A 13,167-nucleotide genomic window follows, 5' to 3' on the forward strand; every position below is an offset into this window, starting at 1 on the left:
ATGTTCCAGTCGACCAAGCAGAGCCGCAGTGGTACCAGGTCCGTCGCGACCTGGTACCGCTCCGGCGGGCTCAGCGCGGTGATCTTCGCCGTACCGCTGGTGCTCACCTTCCTCTACTTCTCCTGGGGCCCGATCGTTCACGGTCTGGTGCTCAGCTTCCAGAAGAACAACCTGGTCACGCCGCCCGAATGGGTCGGAATGGCCAACTTCAGCTACGTGCTGACCGACCCGCAACTCCCGCAGGCCGCGCTCAACACCCTGTACTTCGCTGCCCTGGCACTCGTGTTCGGGTTCCCGGTGCCGTTGTTCCTGGCGGTGTTCGTGAGCGAGCTGCGTAAGACGGGCTGGCTCTACAACGTGCTGTCCTACCTACCGGCCGTCGTACCGCCGGTGGCCGCGATCCTGCTCTGGACGTTCTTCTACGACCCGAGCACGAGCGGGGTGTTCAACTCGATCCTCGGCTGGTTCGGGATCGGGCCGTTCGCCTGGCTGAACTCGCAGAGTCTGGCGATGCCGGCGATCGTGCTCGAGGCGACCTGGGCCGGCGCGGGCGCCACGTCGATCATCTACCTGGCGGCGCTGACCGGCGTCCGCACGGAGCTGTACGAGGCGGCCGAGCTGGACGGCGCCGGGATCTGGAGCCGGATCTGGCACGTCACGCTGCCGCAGATCCGCGGAATCATCTTCATCATGATGCTGCTGCAGCTGATCGGGACGTTCCAGGTCTTCACCGAACCGTTCCTGTTCACCGGCGGCGGCCCGAACAACGCGACCATGACGGTCCTGCTGCTGATCTACCGGTACGCCTTCGTCAACGGTGACTTCGGTGCCGCGACAGCGCTCAGCGTCCTGCTCGCCGCGGTGCTGTGCCTGCTGTCGGTCGCCTACCACTTCGTCACCCGCCGCTGGAGCACCACATGAGCCATGAGCGCGGAATCATCTCGACCAAGGACCGACGCCGTACGACGGTCCGCTACGGCCTGCCGGTGATCCAGGTCCTGCTGTTCATCGGGGTCCTGATCGCAGGCGTCGGCCCGTTGCTGTGGCTGCTGAAGTCGGGCGTCTCGACGAGCCAGGACATCCTCAGCGGCCCGATGCAGCTGTGGCCGTCGGGCATCCAGCTGAAGAACATCCCGGATGCCTGGAACCGCGTCCAGATCGGCGCCTACCTCGGCAACACCGCCTTCATCGCGATCGGCTCGATGATCTCGACCCTGTTCGTCTGTACGACGGGTGCCTTCGTCCTGAGCGTGCTGCGGCCCAAATGGGGACCGATCCTGACCGGCGCCGTCCTGGCGACCCTGTTCCTGCCCGGTGTCATCTCGTTGGTGCCGCTCTACATGACGATTCTGAAGATGCCCGTGCTCGGGATCAGCCTGCAGAACACGTTCTGGGCGGTCTGGCTGCCGGCCGCGGCGGGCGCGTTCAACGTGCTGGTGATGAAGCGGTACTTCGACTCGATCCCGCGTGAGCTGATCGAGGCCGCCCGGATCGACGGCGCGAGCAATCTGCGGATGTTCACCGCGTTGATCCTGCCGCTGTCGAAGCCGATCGTCGGCGTGGTCGCGCTGCTGACAGTGATCGGTTCCTGGAAGGACTACCTCTGGCCGCTGCTCGTGCTGCCCGATCCGAAACTGCAGCCGATCTCGGTCGCGCTGCCCCGGGTCGCCAAGACGACCGAGATCTCGCTGCAGATGAGCGCCCTGTTCCTGGCGGTGCTGATCCCGGTCGTGTTGTTCTTGGTGTTCCAGAAGCAGTTCCTCAGAGGGGTCGGAATGTCCGGAGGCATCAAGGAATGACGTCTGCACTCAACGGCCGACGGGTGCTGGTGACGGGGGCCAGCGGCCGGATCGGTCTGGTCACCGTGCAACGGCTCAACGAGCTGGGCGCGCTGGTGACGGCCTTGTCGAACATCGAGCATCCCGATCTGAAGGCGGATCGGGTGCTCGTGGGTGACACGCGGTCGGAGACCGATGTCGCGGCGGCACTCGACGGTGCCGAGTTCGTGGTGCACCTGGCCGCGTTGGCGCACCCGTCAGCCGGTACGCCGTACGACGTGTACAGCATCAACGTTGTCTCGACGTTCAACGTGCTGGCCCAGGCCGGTGCTCTCGGCATCAAGCGCGCGGTGACCGCGAGCAGCATCAACGCGACCGGACTGGTGTTCAACCCGCACGACGTCCGGCCGGCGTACTACCCGTTGGACGAGCGGATCCCGGCCGATGTCGCGGATCCGTACTCGCTGTCCAAGCAGAACGACGAGAACACCGCGCGCGCGATCTGGCGGCGGTTCGGCATCGACGTGGTCGCACTGCGGTTCCCGCACACGAACTCGGCCGAGGTCCTGCAGTCCCAGGCCGAGCACATGCGTGACGAACCGGCCACCGGACTGCGTGAGGTCTGGAGCAACCTGGACAGCCGCGATGCGGCGTACGCGATCGAGCTCGGGCTCACCGCGAAGCTCGAGGGTGCCCACGTCTTCTTCGTCGCAGCCGGTACGACGAACGCGCCGTACTCGACCGAGGCGCTGCTGGACAGGTTCGCGCCGGACGTTCCCCGCCTGCGCCGGTTCATCGGCCGCGAGGTGCCGATCGACCTGACCGCGGTGCGCACGGTGCTGGGCTTCCAGGCGCAGCACGAACTCGACCTTCCGACTCTGGAGTTGTGAATGCCTTCGAACTTCGACCAGCCGTGGCCGGTCCGCGACGACGTCCGGATCCGGGCGGTCCAGGCGATCGTCACCGCGCCGCAGGGCATTCCGCTGGTGGTGGTGAAGATCGACACCACCGAGCCGGGACTGTACGGGCTCGGGTGCGCGACCTTCACCCAGCGGTGGAAGGCGGTGCAGACCTTCGTCGACGAGCACCTGGCCCGGCTGCTGATCGGGCGCTATCCCGGTGACATCGGCGACCTCACGCGGCTGGCCGGGTTCACCGGCTACTGGCGTGGTGGCCCGGTGACCAACAACGCGATCTCCGGGATCGACCAGGCGTTGTGGGACATCGCCGGCAAGCGCGCCGGAATGCCGGTCTACGAGTTGCTCGGCGGCAAGGTCCGCGCGGCCGCCGACACCTACCTGCACGCGAGTGGGCGGACGATCGAGGAGGCGCTCGAGCACGCCCAGAAGCTGGTCTCGCAGGGGCTGCGGCACATCCGCCTGCAGATCTCGACACCCGGCGGAGGCGGGTACGGCGCTCCGGCGGTCCCGACGCTTTACCCGGACGCGCCGTACCGCAATGGTTGGTCGGCGCGCGATTACCTGCGGGCGACGCCCGAGCTGTTCGCGGAGGCCCGGCATGTGCTGCCCGACAACATTGAACTGCTGCACGACGTTCACTCGCGGCTGACGCCTAAGGAGGCCGTGCTGCTCGCACGGTCGCTGGAGGAGTACGGGCTGTTCTTCCTTGAGGACGTGCTGCCGCCGGAGCACTGGGATCGGCTGCCCGAGGTCCGGGCCGCTTCGCCGGTGCCGCTGGCGGTGGGTGAGCTGACGACCTCGATGGGCGACGCCGTCCGGCTGGTCCGCGATGGTGGCGTCGACTTCATCCGCTCGCACGTCTCCGACATCGGCGGGCTCACCCCGGCCCGCAAACTCGCCGACCTCGCCGAGCTCTCCGGCGTACGGACTGCGTGGCACGGGCCCGGTGACACCTCGCCGATCGGTGCCGCGGCGAATGTCGCACTCGACGTCAGTTCTGTTGCCTTCGGCATCCAAGAGGGCCATCTGTACGGCGACGCCGTGCACGAGGTGTTCCCCGGAACGCTCCGGATCGAGGACGGCTGGCTGACGCCGAACGACACCCCGGGCTGGGGAATCGACCTCGATCTCGAGGCCGCGGCCCGTTATCCCGCGGAGTTGTCCGGCCACGATGAGTGGGCGGCGGGCGTCCGCCGCATCGACGGTGCGCTCGAAGCACCGTAAATACCGTGCACGCACAGTACGATCACGGCTGATACGACGGGGAGGTGCACGATGGTGACGGCCGACGACGGGTTCGAGGAGCCGGGACGCGCAGGGGCGAACCAGTACGACCTGGGGTCCTTCAACGAGGCTGTGATCATCGAGACGATCCGGCTGGCCGGGATCATCAGCCGCACCGAGATCTCCCGCCGTACCGGGCTCACGCAGCAGTCGGTGTCGCGGATCCTGCGCATCCTGCTGCAGCAGGGGCTGCTGGTCGAGGAGGCGCAGGAGCGGGCCGAGCGGCTGGGCAAGCCGCGGACGCCGGTACGGCTGCGCTCGAACGCCGCGCATGCGGTCGGGATCCATCTCGATCCCGAACTGCTGACCGTCGCGGTGGTCGACCTGGACGGCACGATCGTGCGCCGCGAGACGGTCGACCTGGCCGACGACCTGCCGACCGACAAGCTGATCGACCTGACCGCGGCCACCGTGACCGCGGCGCTCAGCATCAGCCAGGTCGATCCCAAGTCCATGCTGGGCGTGGGCGTCGCCGTACCGGGGCCGATCGATGCCGACGGCTCGTTGCTGGCCTTGCCGTTGCAGCCGGCCTGGCGCGGGCTGAAGATCCGGCATCTGCTGCAGGAGAAGCTCAACCATCCGGTCCTGGTCGAGAAGGACGGTACGGCGGCCGCGATCGGCGAGCGCTGGATCGGCCGATCGGCCCGGGCGCGCGACTTCGCGTATCTCTACCTCGGGACGGGGGTCGGCAGCGGTCTGATTCTGAACGGTTCGATCTATCGCGGCGGGACGGCGAACGCCGGCGAGTTCGGGCAGGTCGCGGCACTGCGAATGGGGGAGTGGGACGTCGAGAACGGCCCGCAGATGGTCCCCGAGTGCAACCCGACCGCCTCGCTGCCGGTGATCGCGGCGTCGTACGGGTATGTCGAGACCGATCTGGACGCGACCGACGAGGCCAAGCGCTACAAGGCTGTCTGCCGAGCCGCGGCCGCCGGTGACGAAGCAGCGCTGCGGGCAGCCACTCGGGTTGGTCAAGTCATCGGGCAGGGTGCGGTCGGGCTGGTGGATCTGCTCGACATCGACCTCGTGGTGGTCGGCGGGCCGGCGTACGCGCCGGAGATCTCGGCCATCCTGCTGACCGAGATCGGCCGGGCGGTGAACCTGCATCCGGTGGCTCGCGAGATCAGGCCGGTGGTGGTCGAGGAGTCGATGCTGCAGGCCGACGCTGCCGCGGTCGGGGCGGCCTCGACGATCTTCCACGACGCCTTCACCCCGCGAGTCAGCGGCTCGAGTCAGGCTCGTAGGCTTCCCAAGTGACCGCACCTCGCCAACTTGCCGCCGATATCGAACTCCGGCTCTTCACTCCCGACGACGGCGCGGCGCTGGCCGATGCCTACCGCCGATCCGGGCGTCACCTGGCCCGGTGGGAGCCGGATCGGCCGGCCGAATGGCTGACCGCCGAGTACCAGCGCGACCGCATCATCGCGATGGAGGAGCGGTACCACTCCGAGCGCGGCGTCACCTGGATGCTGGCCGACGGCGACCGGGTCGCCGGTCTGATCGGCTTGAACGACATCATCGGCGGCTGCCTGCGCAGCGCCGACGTCGGCTACTGGCTGACGCCGGAGTACGTCGGCCGCGGGCTCATGACCGTCGCGGTCGAGGCAGTCGCGGAGATCGCCGACACCGAGTTCAAGCTGCACCGGCTCGCCGCCAGCACCCAGGTCGCCAACGAGGCCTCGCAGTCCGTGCTGCGCCGTACCGGCTTCGTCCAGTACGGCACCGCGACGGAGTACCTCTACATCGGCGGGGCGTGGCAGGACTCGCACCTGTTCCAGCGAATCCTGCACAACCGCCCGCTCGACGCCTAACTCGGTGCCTAACCCGGGGGCAGGCCGATACCGCGGGAGACGTCGACGTCGTCGTACCGGCCTTCGAGGACGTCGATGAACTTCACCGGCCGCTGCAGCGTCGACGCGATGTAGACGGCCTTGACCGTGGCCAGTGCGTCGATCGCGTGCTGGACGGTGATGCCTGGCTGCTCGCCGTTCGCGATGGCGGCCAGGATGTCGTCGTACTGCGCCTTGTGACCGCCAGGAGGACCGGCGTCGATGGACTGGTCGTCCTTGACGCCGTCGGCGTTGAAGCGGGCGAGCAGGTCGTCCTCGAGCTCGGCGCCGCCCTCGGTGCCGTGCACGGACACCCGGGTGCGGCCGCCGGGGAAGGCCGCGGTGGTCGCATGCAGGGTGCCGACGGCACCGTTCTCGAAGGTGATCGTGGCGACGACCGTGTCCTCGACCTCGATCGCCTGGTGAGCCGCCCGGATCGCCTGGGCGTAGATGCTGACCGGCCGGCCCATGAACCACAGCAGCAGGTCGACGGTGTGCACGCCCTGATTCATCAGCGCGCCACCGCCGTCCTGGGCCCAGGTGCCCCGCCAGCCGGCAGAGGCGTAGTACTCGTCGCTCCGCCACCAGGCGACCGTCGCGACGGCTGACGTCAGCTGACCGAACCGGCCGGCGTCGATCGCCTGCTTCACCTGAGCACTGCCGGCGTCGAACCGGTGCTGGCTGATCACGGACGTGACCACGCCGTGGTTGGCCGCCCGGCTCACAGCCGCCCCGAGCCGGCGGGCCCGGACCAGCTCGACGTCGAGCGGCTTCTCGATCACCACATGCTTCTTCGCCTCCAGCGCCTCCTCGGCCAGGGCAGCGTGCGTACCGCTCGGCGTACAGATCGCCACCAGGGTCACGTCCGACTCGGCCAGTGCTGCGGCCAGGTCGTCGTACTGCTCCGGTTCCGGGTGTCCGGCCTCCTTCAGCCGGGCGGCCAGCGCGGCACGGGCGTCGGCGTCGCTGTCGACGAGCGCCGTGACGGTCGCATCGGGTCGTGCTGCGATGGTGTCCGCGTGGGTGCGGCCGATGATGCCGCACCCTACGATCGCGACGCGCTGGTCTGTGTCAGCCATCTCGCTCCTACTTGGCAGTGAAGTTCGCGGTCAGGACCTGGTCCGTGGTCACCGTGAACGTGTACGCCGGGTCGGTCGAGACGATGGTCCCGGCCACGGTCCAGTTCTGGAAAACGCTATCCGATGTTGGCGTCGCCGTCACGGTCACCTGCGCGCCCGGTTCGTACTTCCCGGGCTCGGACTCGTTTCCGGCGATCCGGACGTCACCGTTCCCGTTCGCTGTGACGCTTACACTCCGCTGGACCATGTTGATCGCCATCACGTTGCGCAAAACGGCCGGGCCCTGGAGCGTCGCGCCGTTGTAGCGGGCGATGTTCGTGACCGCGACGTCGCCTTGAGCGACCTTCACGGTGAAGCCGCCGTCGCCGAGGTTGTCGGTGCCGAGGTTGATCGCGTCCACCTGGCCGCTGTTGACCACCAGGCCGTCGTGGAACCCGTAGGCGAACACGTTCAACAGCGTCACACCGGTGGTCCCGTCGACGGTGACGATCTTGGCGGTCTTGCGCATGTACTTGTCGATGACGAGCTCGAAGATCCGGCCCTCGTTCATCCAGTACGGCTGCTGGTAGCCGGTCCGGGTGACCGCGTTCCCGTTCGAGAGCACGCCCTCGACGCGGGCGTCGCGGCCGGCGCCGAGGTGGATGGCGTGGTCGAAGAACGCTCCCGCGACCTTCCGTACGACGGTGTGGTCACCGCGCAGGTCGATCCCGTTCCACGCGTTCGGGAAGCCGGCGTTGAGCACGTAGTTCCCGCCTGTGTAGCCGCGAACGGCGTACGGGTAGGGAACGACTCCGTCGGCGCTGCCCGGGTTGTTCTCCGGGTAGAAGACCCGGAGCCCACGCACACCTGCTTTGGCGCCGAGCGTAATCAATGCGAGAGCGCTCTCCGACGCGTTCCGGCCCTCGAATGCGTGCAGGACGGTCCCGTAGCTGGCGCCACCTTGGTCGCGGTTCGGTACGGCGGATGCGCCGCGCAACTCGACCTTCGCGGGCACTGTCAGGTGCGTGCTGATCCGGTACCACCCGGCGGGCAGGTAGACGATTCCACCGCCGTTGCGGCCGGCCTTGTCGAGCACCTTCTGGACCGCGCTGGTCGCGTCGGCTGTCGGAAGGTATCCGATCCCGTGCGGCGCGTCGACGACGTACAGGCGTTGCGTCGGCTTGGGGAGCGCTCTCTCGGTGTAGCTCGGCGCCTTGCCGGGCATGCGGTGCACGACGCCCTCGACAGGACCGGTCACCGCGACATCGGTCAGCTTCACGTAGCCCTGCGAGTTGTTGTCGATCGCCTGGACGCTGCCCTCGATCCGGCCGCCCGCGACCTGCCAGCCCCAGCGGCTGTCCATCTCGTCGACGACGACACCGACATCGGTCCGACGGATGTCCAGGTCGAGGAAGCTCCCGGTGAACTGTGCTCGCTGACCGGTCACCACGTGGATCCCGGTCTGATAGTCAGAGAGCGCTATCCCGCGGAACTGGTCCCACTCGAGATCGCCGAGCGCCAGGCCGGTGCCGTGCGCTCGGGTCCAGGTGTCCAGCGCGGCCCGGGACGGCGGGTGGAAGGCGGCGGGAGCCGTCGCCCAGTAGGAGTTGCTGAAGGCAACGTTCTCCCAGGTGCCGACGTCGGCGCCGTTGTAGGCGCGAGCGCCTTCGAAGAGAGCGGTTCCCCGGATGTTCCGGATCGTCGTGGACTCGTGCACCTGGCCGGAGCTCGGCGCGTTGCCGTGGTCGTTGGGCATCGTGCTGATCCCGATACCGCGGTAGGAGTTCAGCATGGTGATGTCGGCGATCGTCGACATCATGTAGTTCTCGTTGCCGATCCAGGCGCCGCCCGGCACCTCGAAGGTGTAGTTGTACGGGACCGGGTCGGCCGCGTTCTGGTTCGGGTAGTACGTCGTGACGCCGAGGACGCCGGCGCTACCGCCGACCCGGAACAGGCTCGGCCCGTCGTCACCGGACTTGAGATCCGCGATCACGACCGTGCCGTAGTCACCGCGGCCCTTGTCCGGATCGCGACGGTCACCGCGCAGCGTGCAGAACGCATGCACCTCGATCGTGTCGGTCACCTTGTACTTGCCGGCCGGCAGCCACACGGTTCCGCCACCGGCATCCTGGCAGGCGTAGATCGCTGCCTGGATCGCCTTGGTCGAGTCCTTCCGGCCGCTGCGATCCGCGCCGTACGTGGTGGCGTCGAAGTCCGCGACCACGCCGTCCTCGGTCGGGTTCACCGTGTCGACCAGGCGCGGCTTCGGCGTCACGACAGGTGCGAGTCGCAACTGGAGTTCGTCGACGATGAACGAGTCGGCACCGGTCATCGCGACCCGCACGTAGCGGGCGGTCGTGGTCGCGAAGCGGGTCCGGCTGAACTGGTTGGCACCGGGTGATCCGGTGCGGCCGACGGTGGTGAACTTCTTGCCGTCGTTCGAGACCTGCACGGTGTAGTCGGGCGAGAAGGCCTGCGCCCACTCAACCCGTACGTCGTTGACCTTGCGCGCCTTACCCAGGTCGAGCTGGATCCACGAGTCCCCGGCACCGCTCGTCCAGGCGGTCTGGTGGTTGTTGTCGTTCAGGTTCGCCACCCCGGTACCGCCGCTCGCGGACGCCGTACCGGAGCCTGCGAAGTTGGTGTCCACTGGCTTGAACGCGTCGAGCTTGGCCTGCAGCGCCTGGAGCGCCGCCTTCACCTGGACGTCGGTCGCGCCCGGCGTGTTCGCGACCACCTGCGCGTCGGCGATCGCTTGCCGCAGCGTCGCGCGGCTCCCGGCCGGATACTGCCCGTCGCGGGTTCCCTCGCGAGCAGCCTTCTCGACGCGGGTCGCCGTACCGATGAGGTCGAGCAGTCCCTCGGTCACGTTCAGCGTGGCCGCACCCTTGGCCACGCGAACCGCCGCGACCTTCAGGTCGACCGCACCGTCACCGTTGTGGATGCGGAAGTCGCCACCATTCGAGCGGTTGGTCAGTACGGCGTCCGGCAGCGCGAACGTGTACGTCTTCCACGTCTTGGTGTCGCCGTAGCGAACCACCTCGGAGTTCTTGAACATCTCCGGGATCGTCGTCCCGGGGGAGTCGTAGTGCAGCCCGAACTGCCCGTTGCCGGCATCGAAGTAGTCGATGCTCACCAGCACCAGGGCGCGGTTGTTGTACAGGTAGGTGTCGGACACGTTCATGTAGAAGAAGTTCGTGCCCGGCGCCGGAGCCGTGTGATCGGTCTGCCAGTACGGCCGCCCGTCCTGTACGCCGGTCACCAGGTTCTCGGCGCGGTCACCGGCCCGCGGGCTGATGCCGGACTGGATCGGTGACGCACCGAGCTCGACCGACGCACCCGCCGTACTGATCCGCAGGCCGGCGACTGTGATGTCGGCGCTGCCGAACAGCCGGATGTCGGCGTCGCCGAGACGGTTGGTGAAACCGATCCCGGTGAGCTCGAAGATGCCGGTCTTCCACTGCCCGCTGTTGGTCAGCTGCACGTCGGTCGCGTCCGCCTGCGGGTTGGTGGCGGCGTCGTACTGGAGTTCGAGGCTGCCGGTGCCCCGGTCGAGATAGGTCACCGTCACCAGGACATCGTCGGTGCCGATCTCGTCCACGTAGTCTCGGTCGACGTCGAACTCCAGGTAGCCGGTCCCGGCCGCCTGATCGGTCTGCCAGAAGCCCCGGCCTTGCTCGGTCCCGGTGCGCAACCCGGCAGGGTCGTCACCGGCTGCCGGTTTCACCCCGAGCGTCGTCGGCGTCGGCCCGAGATCGGCACCCACGCCGCTCGGATACATCGTCGCCGCCTGCGCCGTCACCGGTACCGCTAGCGAACCGGCGAGCAGCAGGGCGGGCAGGAACCGGGCAAGCAGACGTCTGGTCATGCAGGTCTCCAGGTGGCGGTCCGGAAGCTCACGAGGTCAGGCGCCGATAAGTTAAACCAAGCGTGTTACTAATTCAAGAGCCCACGATCCGGGCACCCCAACCCGCCCCGGCGATGAGCGTCCGAAGACACGCTGACCACGCCGGCGGGTCCTTCGGACGTTGGTGGTGACGGGGAGGGTCAGGCGACGCCGACTAGTTGGCGGGCCGGGGCCTGGAGGGTTTCGAGGAGGGTGAAGAAGTGGGTGGCGGCGTCGGTGAGGCGGAGGAGGCCGGCCTCGTGGTGTTGCCAGCCGAACTGGAGTTCGCCGTCGATGATGCGCTCGTCGGTGGGTACGGCGTACCGGCTGAGGGCGACGCGGGCCGGGCCGGTCTGCGGGTGGTGGTCGCCGCAGCCGCACTCGGCGGCGATCGTGATCGCGGTGAGGGCTTCGGCGGGGTAGTGCTGAAGCTGCAGGGTGGTGCCGCGGGCGGTGAAGCGGGCGATCGTGGCGTCAGGCAGCTGGACGAGCAGCTCGACCGGGACGGCGTGGGAGCCGGGCAGCAGGCGAAGGCCGCGGGACGCGAGGAGATCGGCAAAGGCCGGAAGGTTCATGGGTGCAGGATCCTGTGGGTGCTGGTGTCGGCGGGCGGGCCTGGGAAAGGGCAGGGCCTCGTGCGCCGGAGACGGCGCGCGTCAGCGACAACAACAGCAACAACACAGCAGGTTCTGCATGCCGATGATCATGGCAGAGCCCGCGCGCATCGACAACACGACCCACGACACTGTCCGCGATCTGGGACAACTGTCCGTAGATACGACGAAACCCGCACCGAAGGATCGATGCGGGTTCGCTGCTGCCGTCAGGTCAGTCGGCCTTCTTGCCGAACATGATCTCGTCCCAGCTCGGAACGCTCGCACGCTTCGACGCACGCTTGGTCGGCTTCTTCTTCGGCTCTTCGGCAGGAGCTGCAGGCTCCTCGGGCAGCTGCTCCTGAGCGGCAGCGGGCTGACTCGGAGCGGCCGGGGCCTCAGTCGGCCGCAGCTCGGTCGGCCGAGGGTCAGCAGGCCGCGGTTCCGGCGTACGTGATTCGGCCGGCCGGGCGGCCTCGCTGGGCCGCGGGTCGGCTGGACGCGCCGGAGCCGGCGCCGGAGTCGGGGGAGTTGCCGCCGCCGGACGCTCGTACGAGCGCTCGACAGCAGGCGTCTCGGCCGGTGGCGGGCTAGCAGGCCGCTCAGGCGCGTTCCGCGACTCCGGCAACGACGTCTCACGCCGCTCGGTGAAGGGGTTCGACGGGGGAGCCGCACGCTCTTCAGGCGGCGCGAACGCGGCCGACTCGACCGGTGGCTGGGCAGGCCGCTCGACCGCACGAACCGTCGGGTGCAACGCCGGCGGCTGCTCGATCGGTACGTCGATCAGCGTCGGCTCCTCATCCGGGTTCGGTACCGAATGCACCCGCCGCGGACCACGCTCGGCATCACGGGAAACCGGCTGGTTTCCGGGGTGGTTGCGGCGCGGCAGACTGATCGTGTCCTCGAAGCCGGCCTCGTAGGAGTCGGCGCCGTGATCCGGTGCTACCGAAAGATCGATGTCGGCGACGGCGGTCAGCCGCCGCTCACCAGGCTGAACGACCGGCTGCACCGGCGGCGGCAGCACCTGCGCCTGCTCACCGACCAGCCAACGCGCCTCGTCGTCGTCCGGGACGGCGTAGCGCCCGGGAGCGTCGTACGCGAAGAGGGCGATCTTCTCTTCCTTGCGCTCCGGGTCCGAGGCGTCCTCGGCCTCGACGAAGTACGAGACGCGAACCTGCCAGCGGCCGTCGTCGCGCCGCCAGGCATCCCAGTCGGCTGTGGCCGGGTCGACGTGCCGGGTCCGCAGCCGCTCGGTCACCCACGCACCGAGATTGCGGGTCGGCGCGTCGGCACCACCACGACGCCGGACTGAGGCACGCTGGGCGAGGTTCGCGATGTGGTCCCGCTCGGCGAGCACCGGACCGGCGAAGGCCATCACGCGTTCCATCGGCATCTGGGCGACCGCGGCCACCGCCTCGGGACTCTCCCCGGCCCGGATCCGCGCCTGGATGTCTCGTGGGCGCAGCGCGCTCTCCATTTGAATCTCCAGCTGGCCGAGTCGGGCACGGTCGCCGCGCAGGGCCGCACGCAACCGGTCGTCGACCGGGACGGCGAACTCCTCACCCGTCTCTGCCATCGCCAGGATCAGCTGTTTGCCATCCTGGCTCAGACCGACGAGCCTCGCCTCGCGCATTGCCTTTGTTCTCCTGTGCGGTTCTCGACAGTCTCTCCCGGGACACCGGGCCTGACCAAGACCGGCACGCCGTACCGGCCGGTCATTGTGGAGGTTATGTCACGAAAGCGGATTCGTGCTGCTCACCTAGGCCCTTTTCGTCACACCAGTCACAGTAGTCACAACGCGCCGTGGCTGCGAGACGAC

The 13,167-nt window shown here is 68.4% G+C and carries 10 protein-coding genes; 6 read left to right on the plus strand and 4 right to left on the minus strand.

Translation table 11 applies throughout. The features are described from left to right. The 6 genes from ACIA49_RS22280 to ACIA49_RS22305 are packed head-to-tail and all read left to right on the plus strand — an operon-like array spanning position 1 to position 5,793. Positions 1 to 921, plus strand: coding sequence for a carbohydrate ABC transporter permease (locus ACIA49_RS22280; RefSeq protein ID WP_396379141.1), 921 nt, complete (start codon positions 1 to 3; stop codon positions 919 to 921). After that, on the plus strand, positions 918 to 1,799 hold the full coding sequence (locus ACIA49_RS22285) for a carbohydrate ABC transporter permease (RefSeq protein WP_391544659.1): 882 nt from the start codon (positions 918 to 920) through the stop codon (positions 1,797 to 1,799). The genes ACIA49_RS22280 and ACIA49_RS22285 overlap by 4 nt, the downstream gene beginning before the upstream one ends. Further along, the gene (locus tag ACIA49_RS22290; RefSeq protein WP_396379143.1) at positions 1,796 to 2,668 is read left to right on the plus strand and encodes an NAD-dependent epimerase/dehydratase family protein; all 873 of its coding nucleotides are present in this window, start codon (positions 1,796 to 1,798) and stop codon (positions 2,666 to 2,668) included. Before ACIA49_RS22285 ends, ACIA49_RS22290 begins: the two co-directional genes overlap by 4 nt. Beyond that, entirely contained in the window at positions 2,669 to 3,922 is a 1,254-nt protein-coding gene (locus ACIA49_RS22295) for an enolase C-terminal domain-like protein (RefSeq protein WP_396379145.1), read from the plus strand. It begins immediately after the preceding gene. A 51-nt stretch (positions 3,923 to 3,973) separates the two neighbouring features. Then, positions 3,974 to 5,239 (plus strand): ROK family transcriptional regulator, encoded by a 1,266-nt coding sequence (locus ACIA49_RS22300; protein WP_396379148.1) that lies wholly within the window; start codon positions 3,974 to 3,976, stop codon positions 5,237 to 5,239. Next, positions 5,236 to 5,793, plus strand: a complete 558-nt coding sequence (locus ACIA49_RS22305; RefSeq protein ID WP_396379151.1) for a GNAT family N-acetyltransferase — start codon at positions 5,236 to 5,238, stop codon at positions 5,791 to 5,793. Before ACIA49_RS22300 ends, ACIA49_RS22305 begins: the two co-directional genes overlap by 4 nt. Positions 5,794 to 5,801: 8 nt before the next feature. Here ACIA49_RS22305 and ACIA49_RS22310 read toward each other — a convergent pair whose 3' ends face one another. From ACIA49_RS22310 to sepH, 4 genes are all read right to left on the minus strand, one after another. Then, entirely contained in the window at positions 5,802 to 6,890 is a 1,089-nt protein-coding gene (locus ACIA49_RS22310) for a Gfo/Idh/MocA family protein (protein WP_396379154.1), read from the minus strand. A gap of 7 nt (positions 6,891 to 6,897) precedes the next feature. Further along, a complete protein-coding gene (locus ACIA49_RS22315) occupies positions 6,898 to 10,737 on the minus strand; it encodes a discoidin domain-containing protein (protein ID WP_396379157.1) in 3,840 nt (1,279 codons plus the stop codon). 179 nt (positions 10,738 to 10,916) lie between these two features. After that, a complete protein-coding gene (locus ACIA49_RS22320; RefSeq protein ID WP_396379158.1) occupies positions 10,917 to 11,330 on the minus strand; it encodes a hypothetical protein in 414 nt (137 codons plus the stop codon). A gap of 253 nt (positions 11,331 to 11,583) precedes the next feature. Further along, positions 11,584 to 12,981 (minus strand): septation protein SepH, encoded by a 1,398-nt coding sequence (sepH, locus tag ACIA49_RS22325; RefSeq protein WP_396379160.1) that lies wholly within the window; start codon positions 12,979 to 12,981, stop codon positions 11,584 to 11,586. Positions 12,982 to 13,167 lie beyond the last annotated feature (186 nt).

Origin of the sequence: Kribbella sp. NPDC051587, from assembly GCF_044453945.1 — a bacterium.
In the GTDB taxonomy this organism is placed as follows: domain Bacteria; phylum Actinomycetota; class Actinomycetes; order Propionibacteriales; family Kribbellaceae; genus Kribbella.

What these genes read in the sequence shown, in the direction of transcription:
- ACIA49_RS22280 (WP_396379141.1), top strand. Translation starts at nt 1, where the DNA reads ATGTTCCAGTCGACCAAGCAGAGCCGCAGTGGTACCAGGTCCGTCGCG.
- ACIA49_RS22285 (WP_391544659.1), top strand. Translation starts at nt 918, where the DNA reads ATGAGCCATGAGCGCGGAATCATCTCGACCAAGGACCGACGCCGTACG.
- ACIA49_RS22290 (WP_396379143.1), top strand. Translation starts at nt 1,796, where the DNA reads ATGACGTCTGCACTCAACGGCCGACGGGTGCTGGTGACGGGGGCCAGC.
- ACIA49_RS22295 (WP_396379145.1), top strand. Translation starts at nt 2,669, where the DNA reads ATGCCTTCGAACTTCGACCAGCCGTGGCCGGTCCGCGACGACGTCCGG.
- ACIA49_RS22300 (WP_396379148.1), top strand. Translation starts at nt 3,974, where the DNA reads ATGGTGACGGCCGACGACGGGTTCGAGGAGCCGGGACGCGCAGGGGCG.
- ACIA49_RS22310 (WP_396379154.1), bottom strand. Translation starts at nt 6,890, where the DNA reads ATGGCTGACACAGACCAGCGCGTCGCGATCGTAGGGTGCGGCATCATC.
- ACIA49_RS22315 (WP_396379157.1), bottom strand. Translation starts at nt 10,737, where the DNA reads ATGACCAGACGTCTGCTTGCCCGGTTCCTGCCCGCCCTGCTGCTCGCC.
- ACIA49_RS22320 (WP_396379158.1), bottom strand. Translation starts at nt 11,330, where the DNA reads ATGAACCTTCCGGCCTTTGCCGATCTCCTCGCGTCCCGCGGCCTTCGC.
- sepH (WP_396379160.1), bottom strand. Translation starts at nt 12,981, where the DNA reads ATGCGCGAGGCGAGGCTCGTCGGTCTGAGCCAGGATGGCAAACAGCTG.